The sequence below is a fragment of the Variovorax sp. VRV01 genome, assembly GCF_014852545.1.
Classification (GTDB): domain Bacteria; phylum Pseudomonadota; class Gammaproteobacteria; order Burkholderiales; family Burkholderiaceae_C; genus Variovorax; species Variovorax beijingensis_A.
In genome coordinates this window covers 112024-128596 of record NZ_JACVBS010000017.1, presented here as the reverse complement: position 1 = coordinate 128596, position 16573 = coordinate 112024, and the positions used below count along the sequence as shown (strand labels likewise).

Genomic DNA, 16573 nt, shown 5'->3' with positions numbered 1-16573 from the left:
GACCGGGCGGCACCATGGCCACCAAAGCAATGAATGCGAGGGAACGTAGGCTGTTCAACCTCCTGGTGACAGCGCTCGATCAAATTCAAGATGACCAGACCACGATTTTCGAATTGATTCAGCGCGATGCCAATGCCTCGGACCTCACGAAGCTGCGCCTGCGCAATATCGGTCAGACCTCGGAGATCATTCGCGAAGAGCTTCGAAGCATGGGCATCGGCGCGAGGCACCGCGAGCCATTCGATGACGACACGCCAGCGTGGGCCTTGGAGCAATATGTGCATGGGCTACCGCGCGCCTGAGGCGTTCAGCGCTTGAACCGCTCTGGCGGTATCGCTCCCTTTCGCTTCACCTTCGCCCAGTCGCTTGAGCGGACGCCCGGCCGATAGGCGCTGTCGGCGCGTTTCGCCACAAGGCCTTCCAGCTTCAGCGGGATCCTTGAAGAGTTGAGCCGCGCCGCTCTCGAAGTGGCCCAAGTACATGATCGCTGGAGGCACCAGCAGGGCGAAGACGCAGTAGACGACATTGGGGGCGCCGGGATACCGCCCCCCGCCGGCGCGCCCGATCCTGCAGTTGATCGAAGTCGCTGCGGCCAATCTCGTCGAGCACGCATACCTCGCCATCCATCACGCAATGCCCATTCCTCAGGTTCGCCAGACCGTGCGTGACCTCGGGAAACCAGGTCGTGCATCGGGGCCATTGCGCGTGCGCAACTGCACCGAACCGTCGAACTCGGCCGGCACCCGGTAGCCATCCATTTTCAGCTCGTCGATCCACCCTGGCTCGTCGAGGTCAAGCGGGCGCTCGTCGAGCAACATAGGCTGGAAATCGTCGATCCGGATCATTCAACCACGTTGCTTCGGACCCGTCCCGAGGGCTGTAAGTCGAAGGCGCTACTTGACCGGGAAAGCGTAGGATGAACTACCCCACAGCGCCGAGGCCGCCGGCCCAACTACCCCTGGGATGAGCGAGGACGAGCATGAAAATCCATCCGGACCAGAGCATCGGCGGCCCGCCAGCACCCGAAGACTGGACCATGTCGGTGGGCCTGGAAGGACTCGGCGAGGGAACCTCCTATTTCGCGGATGTCCGGCGCGACGGCAAGGCGGTTTGCCGCCTCGTCGTTGCCGGGCCGTCTTCGGAAGAAGAAGCGCGTGCCTTGCTGGCCGTCAAGGTTCGTCTGTGGATCGCCGAATACCTGGCACGACCGCACAACGGTGCCACAAGCGGTGGATCGCAGGAGCACACATGCGGCTAATCTGCCGCGATCTTGGTGAGGACAGGCTAAAAAGCGCGCGGTAGACGTAGGAGATCCGCTGTCAGGAAAAGGCGTTTACTGGATACGGCCCCCCCGCTTCGACGCTGCCATTGTGCGGACAGCGCGCCCAACGGGCGCTGCCCACTAGGAGCACAACATGGCAGACGACCCGAAGAAGACCGGACTTGACCGCAAACTCATCTCCCTGGACGAACCGCACGAGCTGCGTTCGTGGACCGAAAGCCTCGGCTGCACGGAGGACCAACTGCGGTTCGCCGTGCAGACGGTCGGCAACTCGGCAGACGCCGTGCGGAAGTATCTCGCCGAGAGGCCGAAGTGACCCACATCCGCCGCATCGCCGTCCACGTCGATGAGCCCGATCCCGGGCACTTCTACTGGGTGCTCATGGAAGTAGGCGACGATGCCTCAGGGTGGAAAGAACTTGCGTCGGCCGAAGAGGCATACGACATGTGGCTCGACGCTTTGCAGGCAGGGGTGCGAGCACTCGAAGGCTATGCATCGGGCGAGCGCATTGGACCTCGTGCCGCGGGCGATGACGAGGACGCCAACCCGGTCGGATGAGCAGGAAGAACACGATGGCAACCGAGCAAGAGCACAAGCAGGGCGACATCGGGCGCCGCTTGATGTGGACCTTGCCGGCCATCATTGCGGTCATCGTCGTGGGGGTGCTTTTCTTCTATGGCATCGGCGATCCATCGAAGGGCCCAGGCAACGTTCCTGCAAACGACGCCACGGCTCCGCGCCCGACCACCGAACGCACGCCCGCATCGAAATAGAGGAGTCATCATGGCCCTTTACCTTGCATGGCGGATCTGGATGAAGGCTCGGTGGTATCTTCGGCGCGGTCCCCTCGCATGAAGGTGACCATGTGGAAGCCCAACAAGCCCATCGTGATCGCAGGCCGTGAGCTGCCTCCTGTCGAGGCCTGGTGGCATGAGTTCAGGAGCGAGTTCTACGATCGTTGCGATGGCGCAGTCGATCGCGAGTGGTTGGACCTCCTGACCTCGACGCTGTACCCGCTCAACGCCGACCTCGACCCGCGCCGGGCAGCCGAGGTGGCGTTCGTGACGCTTCGCGTTGAACTCCCGGGCGACTACGAAAGTTAGGATTCCACGGTCTCGGCGCCGCCCAGCACCGGCCCAGCGTCGAACAACTCGACCGGCGGCACCTTCAGCATCGCCCTCGCCTCCTCGACCGTGCAGGTCAGCCAGCGGTCGAAGTCGTGCCCCTCGAGCGGGATCAGGCTGCGCTTGTCATGCTGGTCAGGCGGCAGCTTCGGATCGGACTTGTGCATCCGGCCCATCAGCGGGCGGCCGTCGGCGTTGAGCGTGAGCATCGTGTAGTTGTCCCAGACCTCTCCTGTCTCCTTGTCGATCCAGGTGTTTCACAGGCCAGCCAGGCCTCACGGCGCACCATCCGCAGCGTGCATGCGTGCCTGGATCGGATTCCACGATCAGCTCGTTCTGGCGTGGCTCGCGGACCGGTCAGTGAGCGAATCTGAAGTTTTGGAGTTGACGCTCCATCAGCTTGGCCACCTGGCCTCTGAGGTGCTCTCGGTAGAACTCGATCGGAATGCCTGAGGCTCCTCGCCCAACGCCTCGATTTGCGTCTGCGTGATGCCCACTCAGGCCGACGTGGTCCGCGCTCGCAATCTGCGAAGGCGCGTCAGTCCAGCTTGATGTTGGCCTGCCTGATCACCCTGCCCCACATCTGCCGGTCGGCATGGATGAAGGCGGCGAACTCCGCTGGCGTGTCGCAGCGCAATTCGCCGCCGTACTCGCGCCACTTCTTTGCCAGTTCCTCGGACTGGCAAGCCTTTCGCATGGCGGCGCTGAGCTTCTCGAGGATAGGTTTCGGCGTGCCGGCCGGGGCGAGGATGCCCTGCCAGGCGATCGGGGCGTAGTCCGGCAGTCCTGCTTCTGCGAAGGTGGGTACATCCGGAAAACTCGGGTGCCGCTTGTTGCCGGTAATGGCCAGCAGTTTCAGGCGGCCTGCGCGGATGCTCCCGGCGGCAGCGGGAAGGCCATCGAACATCGCCTGCACCTGGCCCGCAATCAGATCGGTGTAGGGGCTGGTGCTGTTGTAGGGCACGAGATTGGTCTTCACGCCCGCGGCATTGTTGAACCACACCGCCGACAGGTGCGAATAGCTGCCGATGCCTGCGGTTGCGACCGCCACCGAATCGGGCCTGGCCTTGAGTGCCGCGATGAGCGCGCGCGCGTCCTTCGCCTCGACGCCGGGCGTGGCGATAAGCCCCGTGTTCAGCACGCCCAGCAGGCTGACCGGCGCGAAATCCTTCTCGGCGTTGAAGGGCAGCTTCGAGTACAGGTGGGGCACCACCGACAGCGAACTGGTCGTGCCGATGTACAGCGAGTAGCCGTCGGCCGGCGCCTTGGCAGCCACCTCGGTGCCGATGATGTTCGAGGCACCAGGCCGGTTCTCCACGAAGAAGGTCTGGCCCAGGATCTTCGTGAGCTCGGCGGCGATTTCGCGCGCATTCGCATCAGGCCCGCTGCCTGCGGGGAAGGGGGCAATGATGCGCACCGCCTTGCTCGGGTAATCCGCCTGCGCCGCCGCGCCGCCGGCCACGGCGCCGGCCGCGGCCATCACGCCAAGGGCCATCCAGCGGCCGGCCGTCATCTTCAGAACTCTCATCGGTTTGTCTCCTGTTGATCTTGCGTGCCGTTTGCACGAGATCGGATGATAGATAAATACGTTCTATTGTCAAAATACGATAATTTCACTATCATTTTCCTAACGCAAAGCCGAATGCCGGCACGCTTTATCGCCAGGAGACATTGAATTGACCGACAGCAGCCCCTCGAACCTGCAGTTCAGCCACATCGGCCTGTACGTGAACGACCTGCCGCGCATGGCGCGCTTCTACCGGCAGGCCCTGCGCTTCACCCAGACCGACGCGGGCGATCTGGGCACGGTGCAGCTGGTGTTCCTGAGCCGCGACCCGCGTGAGCACCACCAGTTGGTGCTCGCCACCGGCCGGCCGGCCGACCTGGGCTTCAACGTGGTCAACCAGGTCTCCTTTCGCGTGCCCGACATCGCCACGCTGCGCCAGTTCCACGATCGGCTGCTGGCCGAGGGTGCGAGCGACATGCATCCGGTGACGCACGGCAACGCGGTATCGGTGTATTGCCGCGATCCCGAGGGCAACCGGCTCGAACTCTTCATGGACACGCCCTGGTACTGCGAACAGCCGCTGCGCGAGCCCATCGACCTCTCACAGCCCGACGAGGTCATCCTTGCGCAGGCGGAGGCCATCGCCAAGCGCTTTCCCAGATTCATGAGCCGCGCGCAATGGCAGGCCGAAGTGGCGCGACGCATGGAGGAAGACCAGCGTGGTTGAGCCGCAGCGCATGCACGACGTCGCGATCGTCGGCCTCGGCCCCACCGGCGCCACGCTGGCCAATCTGCTGGGCGCGGCGGGGCTGTCGGTGGTGGTGATCGAGCGTGAAGCGGGCGTGTTCCCGCTGCCGCGCGCGATCCACTTCGACGGCGAGGTGCTGCGCATTCTGCAGGGCGCGGGTCTGCGCGAACAGGTGCTGGCCATCGCACGCCCCGGGGAACAGGGCATGCACTTCGTTAACGGCACGGGCCAGACCATGCTGATACGTGGCGGCAGTGCTGCGCTCGGGCCGCACGGCTGCGCGAACAACTACTACTTTCACCAACCCGAACTCGAGGCGGTGTTGCGCGAAGGCCTGGCGCGCTTCGCCAACGTGGACGTGCGGCTGCGCAGCGAAGTGACCGGTATCGCGCAGGACGCGGATGGCACCACGCTGGCCGTGCGCGAAGCCGGCAGTGGCCAGACATCCGCCGTGCGTGCGCGCTACATCGTCGGCTGCGACGGCGCGCGCTCGTCAGTGCGCCAACACATGGGCAGCGCGATGCTCGACCTCGGCCTGCGCCAGCCATGGCTGGTGTTCGACGTGGTGCTGCGGCAGCCGGTCGACCTGCCCGCTCACACGGTACAGCACTGCGACCCGGCACGGCCCATGACTTATTGCAACGTGGTCGGCGACCGGCGGCGCTGGGAAATCATGGTACTGCCCGGCGATGACCGCAAGGCGCTGGTGCAACCGGCATCGCTCTGGCGCCTGGTGGCGCCGTGGGTTCGGCCCGAGCAGGCGCGGCTGGAACGCGCAGCCATCTACACCTTCCACTCCGTCATTGCGCAGGGCTGGCGCCGGGGCCGGTTGCTACTGGCGGGCGATGCCTGCCACCAGACGCCGCCCTTCCTCGGCCAGGGCATGTGCGCGGGCATCCGCGACGCGGCCAACCTTGCATGGAAACTGGAAGCGGTGCTGGCGCGGCATGCCCCCGATGCGCTGCTCGACACGTACGAGTCGGAGCGCGCGCCGCATGTGCGCGCACTCATCGAACTAGCCGTGCGGCTGGGCAACATCATCCAGACCACCGACCCGGCGCTCGCCGCCGAGCGCGACGCGAAGTTCCGGGCGGGCCGTCCCGAGATCTTTGAGCTGCCGCCGCAGGTGCTGGGCGAGGGCGCCTTCGACGCGCAGCCCGGTTCGCCCGCGGGCCGGCCGTTTCCGCAGCCGCGCCTTTGCGATGGTCGGCTGCTCGACGACCTGCTGGGTCGCCGCAGCGCGGTGATTGGCCGGCCCGCCGCGCTCGCGGCCGCTGCTCCCGCCACCGTAGAGCGCTGGCGCCGCGCCGACGCGATGGTCATCGACCAGCCCGACCCGCCGCTGCGCGACTGGCTCGACGCGCAGGAAGCGCAAGCGGTGATACTGCGGCCCGACCGATATATCGTCGGCGTTGCGCGCACGGGGCACGATCTGGATCGCATCTCGCAACACCTCCCCGTCGCGCCATGACATTCTGGAGGAAATCGCGTGCCGGAAAAATCAATGTCGAGCCTGGGTCGCATGCTGGGCGTGCTCGACCTGTTCGACGACACGCACCTGACGCGCACCGCGGACGACATCTCGGCCGCGCTCGAGGTGTCGCTCCCCACGGGCTACCGCTATGTGCGACTGCTGTTGGAGGCCGGCTTGCTTCAGCGCGTGGAAGATTCGCACTACGCGCTGGGGCCGCGCATCATCCTGCTCGACCACTACATCCGCAAGGCGGACCCGGTGCTGCGCGAAGGTATCCCGGTGATGCGCGAGCTGGTGACGGCGACCGGCTTCGACTGCGTGACCTCGGGCCTGTTCGGCATGCAGGTGCTGGACACGCACCGCGAGATGGGCGGTGCGCCGCCCGCGCTTGCCTACGGGCGCGGCAGGCCGCGTCCTCTGTTCCTGGGCGGTGCGCCCAAGGTGCTGCTGGCCACGTTCGCGCCGGCGCAATTGCGCAAGGTCTTCGATGCCCGCCACGACGAACTCGTGCGCTGCGGGCTGCCCGCCGAGTGGAGCGCATTCCGCCGCCATTACGCGGCGATCCGCAAGGCGGGCCACTATGTGTCTATTGGCGAGCTCGAGCCGCAACTGGCAGCCGTCGCCGCGCCCATCCTGAAAGCCGACGGGGGTGCATGGGGCGCCATCTCGCTGGTCTTCGACACCTCGCGCCTGTCCATCGTCGATCTCGACAAGATGGTTCACCTGATCACCGAGGGCGCTTCGCGCATTGGAGGTCGCCTGGCGTAGATCTGTTTCCACAACCACCACGCGCCCTCGCGGGCCTCACGGACAGACCATGAAACTCATCAGCTACCAACACAACGGCATCGACAGCTACGGCGCGGTGACAGGCGAGCGCATCGTCGACCTGCGCGAAGTCTTCGCCAATCGCGCAACGGACCTGAAGACGCTCATCGCCGCCGACCTGCTGGCCGAAGCTGCCGCGGCGGCGGCGAAAGCCACCGCGACGCTGCCAATGAGCGAGGTTCGATTGCTACCCGTGATTCCCAACCCGGGCAAGATCGTGTGCGTGGGCCTCAACTACGGCGAGCACGTACGGGAAACAGGCCGCGAGATCACCGAGCAGCCCACCCTCTTCTTGCGCGTGCCCGAGTCTCAGGTGGCCCATGGCGACGACATCTTGCTGCCGCCCGAATCGACGAGGCTCGACTATGAAGGCGAGATCGCCATCGTCATCGGCCGGGGCGGACGGCGCATCGCCGAGGCCGACGCGTGGGATCACATTGCCGGCTATGCCTGCTACAACGACGGCAGCATCCGCGACTGGCAAACCGCCACGCCGCAGTGGACGGCCGGCAAGAATTTCTGGCGCACCGGTGGTTTCGGCCCATGGATGGTCACGCGCGACGACATCAGGGACAACCAGGTCATGACGCTCGTCACGCGCCTGAACGGCCAGGAGATGCAGCGCACCACCACCGACAAGCTGATCCACAGCATTCCGCGGCAGATTGCGCACATCTCGGCCTTCATGCCGCTGGCCGCGGGGGACGTGATCGTCACCGGCACGCCCGGCGGCGTGGGCGCCAAGCGTACGCCGCCCGTGTGGATGAAGGCGGGAGACATCGTCGAAGTGGAAGTCGACGCGATCGGGGTGCTGCGCAATGGAGTGCGTGCGGAATGAGGCTGGCCGTAAACGGGATGTCTTCGTACTCGGTTCCGGGTGGAACTAGATTCATCTGTCACCATTAGCGGTCGCCCGCCGTGGTCAGAAATTTGCGAATGCTTTCCTCTGACGGCGCCGCTACTTCCTGCAGCTCAAAGTCCTTCGTGAACTGAGTCGCTTTCGAGGTAACCTGGCCCAACAACGACATTACGGCGGAGCCTTTCGGCAAATTCTTGACGCCACATCGACCCAGCGTGGTGACCTGATCGAGGACGCCGTTGAGCCGATGTTTACCGAGCAGCGCGTGCCCTTTATTCGCACAGGCAGCCACAACCAGGCCGAAGTTGCCGAGAGGTTTGAAGTTCGCGTCACTCCAGCGCCGGACTTCGTGATTTTTGACGATGCTGGCGCGCTACGAGCCATGCTCGAATGCAAAGGAACCAACAACGGCGGCACTGCACGAGACAAAGCACTTCGATTTGCTCGATTGCACGCGGAGTCAGTTCGATTGGGAGGCGTGCCACTGTTGGCGGTATTGGGCGGCATTGGTTGGGCTCGGATCAATGATGCTCTGGGGCCAGTCGTGCGCGATACGGAGGGACGAGTTTTCACCCTGTCCACCCTCAACTCCATGCTCGACGTGGCTCCGTTCCCTTCCTTGATTGGTACGGCCGGGCCTGCGCCAGCGTCGCTGTAAACGCCCCACAGGGGGGAGGCGCCCCTTCGCATTTCGTAGCTTGCTTATCTAGGGGAACATGTCGTCGGTGCGGGGTTGACCGGCGCGGCGCTACAGCCGCAGCTGCGGCTCGCTCAGGTGCAGACCTGCCATTCAAACAGGCGCCCGTCCGACCTCGATGTCGCGACTGCCGATGCACAGAGGCAGATCGTTCTGGCCAACTCGCATGCGAGCGACCTCATAGTCGTTTGCGGGAGCGATATTGAAGCCCTCCCAGCTCGTTTCGGATCTTCCCCAATCATCAGAGCTTTCGATTCGAAATCCCGTGTTGCCGCACGCCTTGCAACGCGCTTCAATTCTTGAGTGGTCCCAGCTCATGTGTGCCCTTTGGATGGATTGGCGGGTTCGCCTTCCGCGATTCTGAGCTACACGCTGAGCCTGGATGTCAATGCCGAAGTAATTCGGACCCACTAGGGGGGCGGATGAAAACCTGGATTGGTTCTATGTCGTAAGTCCACGCGCTCTCGGTGTTCGACGGGGCTCGGACAGCCCAGGAAGATCTTGATCCGCTGTTCGGTGTACCAATGGATGTCGGAGTCCGCGGCCTGTATGAACTGCGCGATGGTCGTCCGTGGCCTTGGTGCAGAGGTGATCCAGCTGGAACACCCTGGGCGCATCTGGCATCGCGGGTACGGACGGGCCTTGGATCCGGACCGGCGTCTGCAGGACCTGAAGCGGGGAGGACCACACCCGAAGAAGGGTTCAGCTGTCAAGACGCCAGCGCAGCCATCCGAAGAACGACCCTGCGAGGAATGCCCAAACGCTCAACACGACCATCGCTTCGAGGAAGCCGGCCCAGGAGAACGGTGCAGGCCGCAGGAGTGCGCTGAAGTCCATGCCGTGGAACAGGCCATTCATGAAATTCAGAAATGGGCCAGGCACGGCGAGCCAGACCATTGCGCACAGCGTGTAGAAGACCGCAACGGTCACGGCCAAGGCCATCCCCGTACGCGGAGCCGTGGGAGCAGATCCCGGGCTCCGGACTGAAGGCGATGTCGTGCTCATGAGGTTCTCCTGGTCGCGCTTCAGATCCTGGCGCGATGGGGCCGGGCTGCATTGACGCACATCAAGCCACGCATCGAAATGCGTGCGACGCTCGTGCAACAGCAGGGGAGCCCGATGACCAAAGGAGCACGCCCATGGACCACGATCGTGGCCCTGTTCGCGGAGATGTACGGCTTCCCGCTGACCATCTACCTGCTCTCCGGCTGGCTCGGCACGAAGTTTCCGGGCGTCAACCTGCTCGAGCATGACGCTGGCCATTTGTGGTGGCTCATCACGGGCCGGCACGGCAATCCGCATTTCGGCGCGCTGCACGTCCTGAGCTTCGCCTTCATCTTTGCCGGGTTCACGTTGCTGTCCAAGGCCTGGCACGTGCTGTATCACGCCCAGCGACGTCACGAACTGGCCAAGGCAGGTCCCTACCGGCTCGTTCGCCATCCGCAGTACATCGGCTTCGTGGCCATCATGTTCGGCTTCCTGCTTCAGTGGCCCACGATGCTCACGCTCGGAATGTTCCCGGTGCTGGTGGTGATGTACGTTCGGTTGGCCATTTCGGAAGAGCGCGACTCCGAGATGGCTTTCGGCGATGCCTGGCGGGAGTACGCGAAGACCACGCCTCGGTTCGTGCCGAATTTTTTCAAGGCTTCGCACGCACGCCCCGCCAGCGGCCACTGAGGCCGATCCGCCAGCAGGATCGCGCCCCTGGCAGGCCCGCAGGGAGCGCAGCCAGCGTGCAAAGCAGGGGCTCTCTACAGCAGCGCTTCCGGCGCCAACCCCCCCAGAAAGCGGGCCATCCAGACGCGCCACGCGCTGGCGAGGGGGTCGCTCGAATAGCGCACCGGCCGATCGCCATCCAGGGACTGCCAGCGCAGCGATGAAGCGGCGTTGCCCGGCTCATCGAGCTCGACCTCGAAGACCTGGTCGAGCGTGGTGGCCTCGCCGAAGAGCGCGGTCAGCTGCCCCCCGAGTTCCTGGCTTTCGATCCGCAGCGCCACCTCGGTGTTGAGCTTGCTGGAGCGCGGATCGAGGTTCATCGATCCGATGAACACCGCGTGGCTATCCACGACGACGGCCTTGGCGTGAAGACTGGCGCCGGACGACAGTCCCAGGCGCGGGGTCCTGGCGCCGGGTCCCCCGGGCCGCAACTCATAGAGCACCACGCCGCAGGCGAGCAGCTGCGGGCGGTAACGCGCGTATCCGGCGTGCACCACCGGCACATCGGTCGAGGCCAGGGAATTGGTAAGGATCCGCACCCGCACCCCACGACGAGCCAGACCACACAGCACCTCCACACCGGTCGCACCCGGAACCAGATAGGGCGACACCAGAATCACGTCGTGCCGGGCCTGCTCGACGTCCTTGCGCAGCACCGGGAAGATCGCGCTGGTCGCCTCGGGCGAACCGGCGAGCGAGTTCGCGGGCACGTCGAACAGCGCCTCGGCGGGCGCCACAACCAGCGGCACCCGTCCCGAGCGCACCAGGCCGCCGAACGCTGTCCTGCGCAGCGAGCGCACATAGGCGCCTTCCCGAAAATGTCCGGCCTGCGCGGCAATCTCGGCCCACGCTTGCCGGAGATCGGCCAGCGGCGGCGCGGGTCCGGCGACGGCGGCAATCGGCACCGCCTCCCGGCTGTTCCAGTACTGGTCGAAGCTGCGCGACACTTCGGCCACCACGGGACCGGCGGCCAGCACGTCGAGATCGGCAAAGTCGCGCTCTTGGGACGCATTGAAGTAGGCGTTGCCCAGGTTGCGGCCACCCATCACGGCCACGGCGCCATCGGCGATCCACAGCTTGTTGTGCATGCGCCGATTCAGGCGCTCGCCATCGCCGAGCAGTTCGAGCACCTGCACCAGGCCGAAACTGCCGCGCTGCGAAAACGGATTGAACAATCGCACCTCCACATTCGGATGCCCGGCAAGCACCGACAGGTGAGCTTCGCGGTCGCCCACATTGAGGTCATCGACCAGCAGCCGCACGCGAACGCCCCGCTGCGCGGCGCGCAGCACACCGTCCAGCAGCAGCGTTGCCGTCGAGTCGTCGGCGACGCTGTAGTACTGCAGGTCCAGCGTTCGCTCCGCCGCCGCGGCAAGAGCGCCGCGAGCAGCAAACGCCTCCGGCCCGGAAACCAGCAGATGAAAGCCCGATTGGCCCGGTGCCGATGCGAGTTGCGCGAAGTAGGTCCGTCCGAGCGACGTCTGCAGGGGCTGGTCGAACGCATGGGACGGCGCGCGCGGCGCGTCGAAGGCGATCGCCGCGCAGGCAGCGAGCAGCAGGGCCGCAGCAAGCAGGAGAACGTACAAGCCAGCCCTCTCGCCGCTGCAAAGCCGTTCGAAGCAGGCGATGCGGGCCGGCGGCTGATCGCACCGATCGTTCATCGCGCGCCCCTCGGGCAATCCGCCGCCTCGAAAAGCATGGCATGCATGCGCTCCCGCTCCTTCGCCGTCGGCCAGCCGGCATCGGCGGGGGCGGCCATCGACGCGAGACGACCCTGCGCGTCGACACGGACAAGGCCGTAAGTCTCATTGACGATGGCATCTGGCTCACCGTCCTCGAGCCGCACATACCAGTCGGCCAGTCGCAGGTTCCGCCCGGCCCATGCGGGTGCCGCTGCTTCGTGGCGCGCGAGCGCCACGTACAGCGCGTGCGGCACCGCGTGCACATCGCCAGCCTCGTCGAGCAGGAACACATACGAGGCATGGTCGCCACCCGATCGGCGCAGCGCGCGGCCCGACGCATCGACCGTGCTGTAGACCGGCGCGAAGCCACCGCCGGGCGTGCGGAAGTTGGTGGTCTGCCCCTGGTACATGCGCGCCGCCACCCACTGCGCATCGCCGGCATAGGCGTAGGCGCGCAGGTCGAACTTCATGGCATGGGCGGCCTCCTCGTCGATCAGGCGTTCGCCCGGCGGCACGATGGCCTGCGCGACGTAGCCGCCAGCGAGGATCTCCTGCCACACCCGCCGCGTGAGCTTGTCGCCGCGGTAGGCGGCACGGCCGCCAAAGCCCGCGACCGGCTTGAAGAAGAGGCTGCGGCGCGCGGCCCACAGGCGCTCGCCGTCGGCAGCATTGACGACCTCGGTGTGCGGAACCACGTCCAGCAGCACCTGCCGGGTGGCTTCAGGCACGCCCAGTGCCTGCAGCCGCGCGGCATCGCTGAAGACGGCGAGCTGTCGCTTGTCAGCGTACAGCGCATGGGCTTGCGGGTGGGGTGTCAGTACAACGCCTTGATGCAGGTACGCCTCGCGCAGCGCGGCGCTTTCCGGCTGCTCGAGATAGAAGTCGGTCAAGCGGTTGTAGACCAGGTCGATGGCCACGTCGCCATGCCACAGCGTGCCGTCCCGCCATTCGAGAGAAGATGGATCGGCAATGACGGCGCGCAGCCCATGCCGCTCGAAGAGTTGCTGGAACAGCAGGAACTCGGCGTAGAGGTATTGCTCCGGCGGCGCCGTGTCCACGATGGCGATGCTGGCCAGCGGCCGCAGACGGCCTGCAAGGCGCCATTCCTGGCGGAACATGCCGACGATGCGCTGCTCGAAGTCGGCCGCACTGGCCCGCGTGGGCACCATCGAATCCGCCGCTTCGCAGCAGGCTTGCTGGGCGCGCGCCAGCACCGCATTGAGCATGGCCCCGCCGGCGTTGGTGTTGATCTCGATAAGGCCGAGGTGGTCCTGGTCGAGGTGGAAGTCGTAGCCGAAGAACACGCCGCGCGGGCCCGCGCTGCCCAGGCGGGCAATCGCGGGAGCGGCCGCCAGGGCCTGTTCGCGGTAAGCCGGCAGCGCCACCACCGACTCGACGGCCCGCACCACCTGCGCCATGCGCCGTATTCGCGCCGCGGCCACGAAGACCGGCCGGGCCGCGAACATGAACGGGCAGCGCTCGCGGACCAGCCGGGACAGGCCCGGCGGCCCCAGCTCGGCATCGAGCGCATGCGCGAGCGCCTGTCGGTCGAGGCTGAGACAGAAGCATTCGCGGTTGAGCTGCTCGATCGTGGTGGCGGGTGCCGGCAGCGCGGCAGGGGCGTCGCCAAAGAGATGTGGAACGGGCCTGGACATGCGCTGCTTTCGGACGATCGGATGAAGAGGCACAGTCACCGGACTGCGTTCGACACGACGTGCACGACCCGCCGCCGGATGGCGGCAGCCGGGAAAAGCATGGCGCGAGTGCGCGGCCGGTGTAGCGAATGGGGACGTGGGGCCAGGGTCGGTTCGGTCATGGTCGGATCCGCCTGATCAGGAGACGACGATCCAGGCACGAGGATGCACCGATGGCGCCACAGGGTGCTTGAGGAAGATCAAGCGCAAGCCCGCGGCTTGTGCCGTCGGGCAATGGCAGGAGAAAGTGGGGGGCCCGCCGACCCGCTCGACGCGCCCGCAGGCCCATGCCGCTTCAGTCGCCCAGGATGGAATGCCAGATGCCCAGCCTGGCGCATGCTGTTCCGCGCGAGCGGGCTGGGACATGCACTCGCCTGCAAGGGCGAACATGGTTCGAACCGGCTTCCTGAAATGTGGCCGCGCGCGATCGCTCCAGGCGGTCGCACGAACCGCCGATCGGCGGCAACCTTTGCGCCCAAGTGGCTTCCAGCCGTATGGCGAATTCCGTGCGTTGACGCCCGCTCAGGGCGGGTCGCCGCAGCCACGCCGCTCATCTCACGCGCGGGAGCAGCGCGGCCGGCGCGTTCCACTGCCGCTTCGCATAGTCGTCCCTGGGTGTGGCCTGGATGAAGACGCAGCACTGGACCCAATGCACGGGCCGCAACGCACCCACGGCCTGTTCCAGGTGCGCCATCACCCGGTCCCTCATGGCGCGCTGCAGCTCGGGCGCACGCGCCCGGGTGAGGATCAAGGTCGCCACCAGTTGCTGCGCGCCGCCATCCTGGCCCGACAGGGTGTCGGCGCAAACCAGGACCCGTGTCTTCAGGTCGCCGATGTCGGCCCATTCGCGGGCAGCCAGGTCGAGGTGGATGTCGCGGGCCAATTGTTTCCAGTGCAATGCGGCGGCCAGGTCCGCGCTGACTTCGATATGCAGGTGCGGCATCAGTCGAGCCTTATCCCGCGTTCGCGGATCAACTGGCCCCAGCGCGCCCGCTCGGCGTCGATCAGCCGGGCGAACGCCTGCGGCGAGCTGTCGACCTTCTGCGATCCCAGGTCTGCCAGGCGCGTCTGCACGAGCGGATCGGCCAGGGCACGCCGCATCTGCTCCGACAGCCAGGCCACCCTGTCGGCGGGCGTGGCCGCGGGGGCGAGGAAGCCGTACCAGCCGCCGATATCGGCATCAATGCCGGACTCCTTCAATGTCGGTACCCCGGGCAAGCCCGCGATCCGTTCGCGGGTGGTGACGGCCAGTGCCTTCAACCGCCCGGACTTGATGTGCTGCAGCACGGCAGGCGAGGCCTCGAACAGCAGCTGGACCTGCCCGCCCATGGCGTCGTTGAGCGCCGGGCCCGAGCCCCTGTACGGCACATGCACGAAGTCGGTGGCGGTGACCTGCTTGAACAGTTCACCGGCGAGATGCTGCGGCGTGCCGTTGCCGGCCGATGCGTAAGCGTATTTCCCGGGGTTCGCACGCAGCAGCTTGACAGCCTCGGCCGGCGTGGCTGCGGGAAACGACGGGTGCGCCACCATGATCAGCGGCACCACCGCAGCGAGCGCCAGCGGCTTGAAGTCCCGCCCGGGGTTGAAGCCCAGCCGGGGGTACAAGGCCTCGTTCGCGCTCAGCGGCCCCAGCGCGCCGAGCAGCAGGGTGTAGCCATCGGCATCGCCGCGGGCCACGGCCTCGGTCCCGATGTTGCCGCCCGCGCCGCCGCGGTTGTCGACGAGCACCGTGGCGCCGCTCGTGGTCTGGAGCGCCGTGGCCATCAGGCGGGAGATCGCATCCGTAGTGGCACCGGGCGGGTAGGGACAGATGATGCGGATGGGCTTTGCCGGAAAGCCCTGCGCAAGCGCTGCGGTCCACGAACTGCCGGCCGCGGCCATTGCCACGGCGCCTTGGATGAAGTGTCGGCGTGTCTGCATGATTCTCGGGGTTGCTTGGGTACATCCCAATGTCACGGATAGGAGGGAATTGATCAAATCGGTTCTATCCTCGATATTCTTCGGAAAAACCTATCAATATGTCCCGTCGTGCCCGCGATCCGCTGGAACTCGTCTCGCTGCGCCAGCTTCGCTATTTCAACGCAGTCATCCGGGCCGACAGCTTCGGCAAGGCCGCCAGCGAATGCTCGATCTCGCAGCCCGCGCTGTCCGAGCAGATCGCCGCCTTCGAGTCGGCCCTGGGCCTGCGCCTCTTCGACCGCGTGGGCCGGCGGGCCATTCCCACGCAGCAAGCGCTGCAACTGCATCGGCGCATCACCGCCACCATGGGAGATCTCCAGGCGGCGCTGCGCGCCGCGAGCGATCGTTCCGCTGCCGTTTCGGGCACCGTGCGCATCGGCCTGGTCCAGTCGTACGGCAGCTGCTGGGTGGCGCCGGTGGTGCGTGCGGCGCAGGCGCGCTGGCCGGACCTGTCCATCTCGATGTCCCGCCGCACGGTGTCGGCGCTGGCCGAAGGGGTCGCGCGCGGCGACCTGGATTTCGCCGTCACCTTCGATGCGTCGGACCGCCCGGACATGGATGTCCAGCCCTGCTTTGCCGAACCCTATGTCGCCGTGCGATCGGGCAGGCGGCGGCGTCCCATGGCGCTGGCCGAACTCGCCGGCGAGCCGCTGGCGCTGCTGCCGCCCGAATACGCCATGCGCCGCCGGATCGACAGCCTGTTTGCCGCGCAAGGCCTCAGGCCGCAGGTCCGCTTCGAGTCCGATGCCCAGGAAGACCTGGTGCATGCCGCGCGCCACCGGGGCATGACGGCCGTGGTGAATGCGGCCACGGCATTGAGCCTCGATGTGCGCGGCGCCGTCGCCATCGATGATCCCACGCTCGCGCGAACGGCCTGCCTGATACGTTCGCTCAACCGCTACCACACGCATGCTGCCGTGTGCCTCTGGAATGCGATGCACGCTGCGGCCGATGGCCTGGCGGCCCGGATCAAGGCCGGCTTGCCGGGCTGAGCTTGGCCACC

The 16573-nt window shown here is 66.3% G+C and carries 22 protein-coding genes; 13 read left to right on the top strand and 9 right to left on the bottom strand.

The window, feature by feature from the left end:
* Positions 1-14: 14 nt before the first annotated feature.
* Positions 15-302, top strand: coding sequence for a hypothetical protein (locus tag IB278_RS25940; protein WP_192326526.1), 288 nt, complete (start codon positions 15-17; stop codon positions 300-302).
* Positions 303-307: 5 nt separating this feature from the next.
* On the opposite strand, the gene IB278_RS33965 is transcribed toward IB278_RS25940, so the two are convergent.
* Both IB278_RS33965 and IB278_RS33960 read right to left on the bottom strand, forming a co-directional pair.
* Complete coding sequence (locus IB278_RS33965; protein ID WP_225613176.1) at positions 308-526, bottom strand: hypothetical protein; 219 nt, start codon at positions 524-526, stop codon at positions 308-310.
* Between the two features lie 118 nt (positions 527-644).
* Positions 645-845, bottom strand: a complete 201-nt coding sequence (locus IB278_RS33960) for a hypothetical protein (RefSeq protein WP_225613175.1) — start codon at positions 843-845, stop codon at positions 645-647.
* 134 nt (positions 846-979) lie between these two features.
* On the opposite strand from IB278_RS33960, the gene IB278_RS25930 reads away from it, so the two are divergent.
* The 5 genes from IB278_RS25930 to IB278_RS25910 all read left to right on the top strand — a co-directional run bounded on the left by IB278_RS25930 (position 980) and on the right by IB278_RS25910 (position 2385).
* Complete coding sequence (locus tag IB278_RS25930) at positions 980-1258, top strand: hypothetical protein (protein ID WP_192326524.1); 279 nt, start codon at positions 980-982, stop codon at positions 1256-1258.
* A 157-nt stretch (positions 1259-1415) separates the two neighbouring features.
* Entirely contained in the window at positions 1416-1598 is a 183-nt protein-coding gene (locus IB278_RS25925; RefSeq protein ID WP_192326522.1) for a DUF3606 domain-containing protein, read from the top strand.
* Positions 1595-1840, top strand: a complete 246-nt coding sequence (locus IB278_RS25920; RefSeq protein ID WP_192326520.1) for a hypothetical protein — start codon at positions 1595-1597, stop codon at positions 1838-1840. The genes IB278_RS25925 and IB278_RS25920 overlap by 4 nt, the downstream gene beginning before the upstream one ends.
* Positions 1841-1854: 14 nt before the next feature.
* On the top strand, positions 1855-2055 hold the full coding sequence (locus tag IB278_RS25915) for a hypothetical protein (protein WP_192326518.1): 201 nt from the start codon (positions 1855-1857) through the stop codon (positions 2053-2055).
* A gap of 90 nt (positions 2056-2145) precedes the next feature.
* Complete coding sequence (locus tag IB278_RS25910; protein ID WP_192326516.1) at positions 2146-2385, top strand: hypothetical protein; 240 nt, start codon at positions 2146-2148, stop codon at positions 2383-2385.
* Here IB278_RS25910 and IB278_RS25905 read toward each other — a convergent pair.
* Positions 2382-2615 carry a hypothetical protein gene (locus IB278_RS25905; protein ID WP_318646715.1) on the bottom strand — a complete coding sequence of 78 codons (234 nt, stop codon included), beginning with the start codon at positions 2613-2615 and terminating at the stop codon, positions 2382-2384. The genes IB278_RS25910 and IB278_RS25905 overlap by 4 nt on opposite strands.
* Before the next feature lie 329 nt (positions 2616-2944).
* Positions 2945-3934, bottom strand: a complete 990-nt coding sequence (locus IB278_RS25900; protein ID WP_192326514.1) for a Bug family tripartite tricarboxylate transporter substrate binding protein — start codon at positions 3932-3934, stop codon at positions 2945-2947.
* A 148-nt stretch (positions 3935-4082) separates the two neighbouring features.
* Between IB278_RS25900 and IB278_RS25895 the strand changes: the two genes are divergently transcribed.
* The 5 genes from IB278_RS25895 (at position 4083) to IB278_RS25875 (ending at position 8480) form a co-directional block, all read left to right on the top strand.
* On the top strand, positions 4083-4640 hold the full coding sequence (locus IB278_RS25895) for a VOC family protein (protein ID WP_225613174.1): 558 nt from the start codon (positions 4083-4085) through the stop codon (positions 4638-4640).
* The gene (locus IB278_RS25890) at positions 4633-6132 is read left to right on the top strand and encodes a bifunctional 3-(3-hydroxy-phenyl)propionate/3-hydroxycinnamic acid hydroxylase (protein WP_318646714.1); all 1500 of its coding nucleotides are present in this window, start codon (positions 4633-4635) and stop codon (positions 6130-6132) included. The genes IB278_RS25895 and IB278_RS25890 overlap by 8 nt, the downstream gene beginning before the upstream one ends.
* An 18-nt stretch (positions 6133-6150) precedes the next feature.
* Complete coding sequence (locus tag IB278_RS25885; protein WP_261380428.1) at positions 6151-6903, top strand: IclR family transcriptional regulator; 753 nt, start codon at positions 6151-6153, stop codon at positions 6901-6903.
* A 49-nt stretch (positions 6904-6952) separates the two neighbouring features.
* Entirely contained in the window at positions 6953-7801 is an 849-nt protein-coding gene (locus tag IB278_RS25880; protein WP_192326512.1) for a fumarylacetoacetate hydrolase family protein, read from the top strand.
* A 268-nt stretch (positions 7802-8069) separates the two neighbouring features.
* Complete coding sequence (locus IB278_RS25875; RefSeq protein ID WP_225613173.1) at positions 8070-8480, top strand: hypothetical protein; 411 nt, start codon at positions 8070-8072, stop codon at positions 8478-8480.
* Between the two features lie 741 nt (positions 8481-9221).
* Here the strand turns inward: IB278_RS25875 and IB278_RS25870 are convergent.
* Positions 9222-9524, bottom strand: a complete 303-nt coding sequence (locus IB278_RS25870) for a DUF5676 family membrane protein (RefSeq protein ID WP_192326510.1) — start codon at positions 9522-9524, stop codon at positions 9222-9224.
* A 114-nt stretch (positions 9525-9638) separates the two neighbouring features.
* Between IB278_RS25870 and IB278_RS25865 the strand changes: the two genes are divergently transcribed.
* On the top strand, positions 9639-10196 hold the full coding sequence (locus IB278_RS25865) for a methyltransferase family protein (RefSeq protein ID WP_225613172.1): 558 nt from the start codon (positions 9639-9641) through the stop codon (positions 10194-10196).
* Positions 10197-10270: 74 nt separating this feature from the next.
* Here IB278_RS25865 and IB278_RS25860 read toward each other — a convergent pair whose 3' ends face one another.
* The 4 genes from IB278_RS25860 to IB278_RS25845 all read right to left on the bottom strand — a co-directional run bounded on the left by IB278_RS25860 (position 10271) and on the right by IB278_RS25845 (position 15531).
* Complete coding sequence (locus tag IB278_RS25860; protein WP_192326506.1) at positions 10271-11896, bottom strand: phospholipase D family protein; 1626 nt, start codon at positions 11894-11896, stop codon at positions 10271-10273.
* A complete protein-coding gene (locus IB278_RS25855) occupies positions 11893-13572 on the bottom strand; it encodes a hypothetical protein (RefSeq protein WP_225613171.1) in 1680 nt (559 codons plus the stop codon). Before IB278_RS25855 ends, IB278_RS25860 begins: the two co-directional genes overlap by 4 nt.
* Before the next feature lie 589 nt (positions 13573-14161).
* On the bottom strand, positions 14162-14554 hold the full coding sequence (locus IB278_RS25850; protein WP_145746922.1) for a 5-carboxymethyl-2-hydroxymuconate Delta-isomerase: 393 nt from the start codon (positions 14552-14554) through the stop codon (positions 14162-14164).
* Positions 14554-15531: a Bug family tripartite tricarboxylate transporter substrate binding protein gene (locus IB278_RS25845; RefSeq protein ID WP_192326504.1), complete on the bottom strand. Its 978-nt coding sequence runs from the start codon at positions 15529-15531 to the stop codon at positions 14554-14556. The genes IB278_RS25850 and IB278_RS25845 overlap by 1 nt, the downstream gene beginning before the upstream one ends.
* Positions 15532-15629: 98 nt before the next feature.
* Between IB278_RS25845 and IB278_RS25840 the strand changes: the two genes are divergently transcribed.
* Positions 15630-16562, top strand: coding sequence for a LysR substrate-binding domain-containing protein (locus tag IB278_RS25840; RefSeq protein ID WP_225613170.1), 933 nt, complete (start codon positions 15630-15632; stop codon positions 16560-16562).
* The last annotated feature ends 11 nt before the right edge of the window (positions 16563-16573 follow it).

Excerpts from the sequence above, each read along its gene's own strand:
- IB278_RS25900 (WP_192326514.1), bottom strand. The coding sequence starts at position 3,934 with ATGAGAGTTCTGAAGATGACGGCCGGCCGCTGGATGGCCCTTGGCGTG.
- IB278_RS25850 (WP_145746922.1), bottom strand. The coding sequence starts at position 14,554 with ATGCCGCACCTGCATATCGAAGTCAGCGCGGACCTGGCCGCCGCATTG.
- IB278_RS25855 (WP_225613171.1), bottom strand. The coding sequence starts at position 13,572 with ATGTCCAGGCCCGTTCCACATCTCTTTGGCGACGCCCCTGCCGCGCTG.
- IB278_RS25865 (WP_225613172.1), top strand. The coding sequence starts at position 9,639 with ATGACCAAAGGAGCACGCCCATGGACCACGATCGTGGCCCTGTTCGCG.
- IB278_RS25930 (WP_192326524.1), top strand. The coding sequence starts at position 980 with ATGAAAATCCATCCGGACCAGAGCATCGGCGGCCCGCCAGCACCCGAA.
- IB278_RS25870 (WP_192326510.1), bottom strand. The coding sequence starts at position 9,524 with ATGAGCACGACATCGCCTTCAGTCCGGAGCCCGGGATCTGCTCCCACG.
- IB278_RS25875 (WP_225613173.1), top strand. The coding sequence starts at position 8,070 with ATGTTTACCGAGCAGCGCGTGCCCTTTATTCGCACAGGCAGCCACAAC.
- IB278_RS33960 (WP_225613175.1), bottom strand. The coding sequence starts at position 845 with ATGATCCGGATCGACGATTTCCAGCCTATGTTGCTCGACGAGCGCCCG.
- IB278_RS25905 (WP_318646715.1), bottom strand. The coding sequence starts at position 2,615 with ATGCTCACGCTCAACGCCGACGGCCGCCCGCTGATGGGCCGGATGCAC.
- IB278_RS25925 (WP_192326522.1), top strand. The coding sequence starts at position 1,416 with ATGGCAGACGACCCGAAGAAGACCGGACTTGACCGCAAACTCATCTCC.
- IB278_RS25910 (WP_192326516.1), top strand. The coding sequence starts at position 2,146 with ATGTGGAAGCCCAACAAGCCCATCGTGATCGCAGGCCGTGAGCTGCCT.
- IB278_RS25840 (WP_225613170.1), top strand. The coding sequence starts at position 15,630 with ATGTCCCGTCGTGCCCGCGATCCGCTGGAACTCGTCTCGCTGCGCCAG.
- IB278_RS25860 (WP_192326506.1), bottom strand. The coding sequence starts at position 11,896 with ATGAACGATCGGTGCGATCAGCCGCCGGCCCGCATCGCCTGCTTCGAA.
- IB278_RS25915 (WP_192326518.1), top strand. The coding sequence starts at position 1,855 with ATGGCAACCGAGCAAGAGCACAAGCAGGGCGACATCGGGCGCCGCTTG.
- IB278_RS33965 (WP_225613176.1), bottom strand. The coding sequence starts at position 526 with ATGTCGTCTACTGCGTCTTCGCCCTGCTGGTGCCTCCAGCGATCATGT.
- IB278_RS25880 (WP_192326512.1), top strand. The coding sequence starts at position 6,953 with ATGAAACTCATCAGCTACCAACACAACGGCATCGACAGCTACGGCGCG.
- IB278_RS25845 (WP_192326504.1), bottom strand. The coding sequence starts at position 15,531 with ATGCAGACACGCCGACACTTCATCCAAGGCGCCGTGGCAATGGCCGCG.
- IB278_RS25940 (WP_192326526.1), top strand. The coding sequence starts at position 15 with ATGGCCACCAAAGCAATGAATGCGAGGGAACGTAGGCTGTTCAACCTC.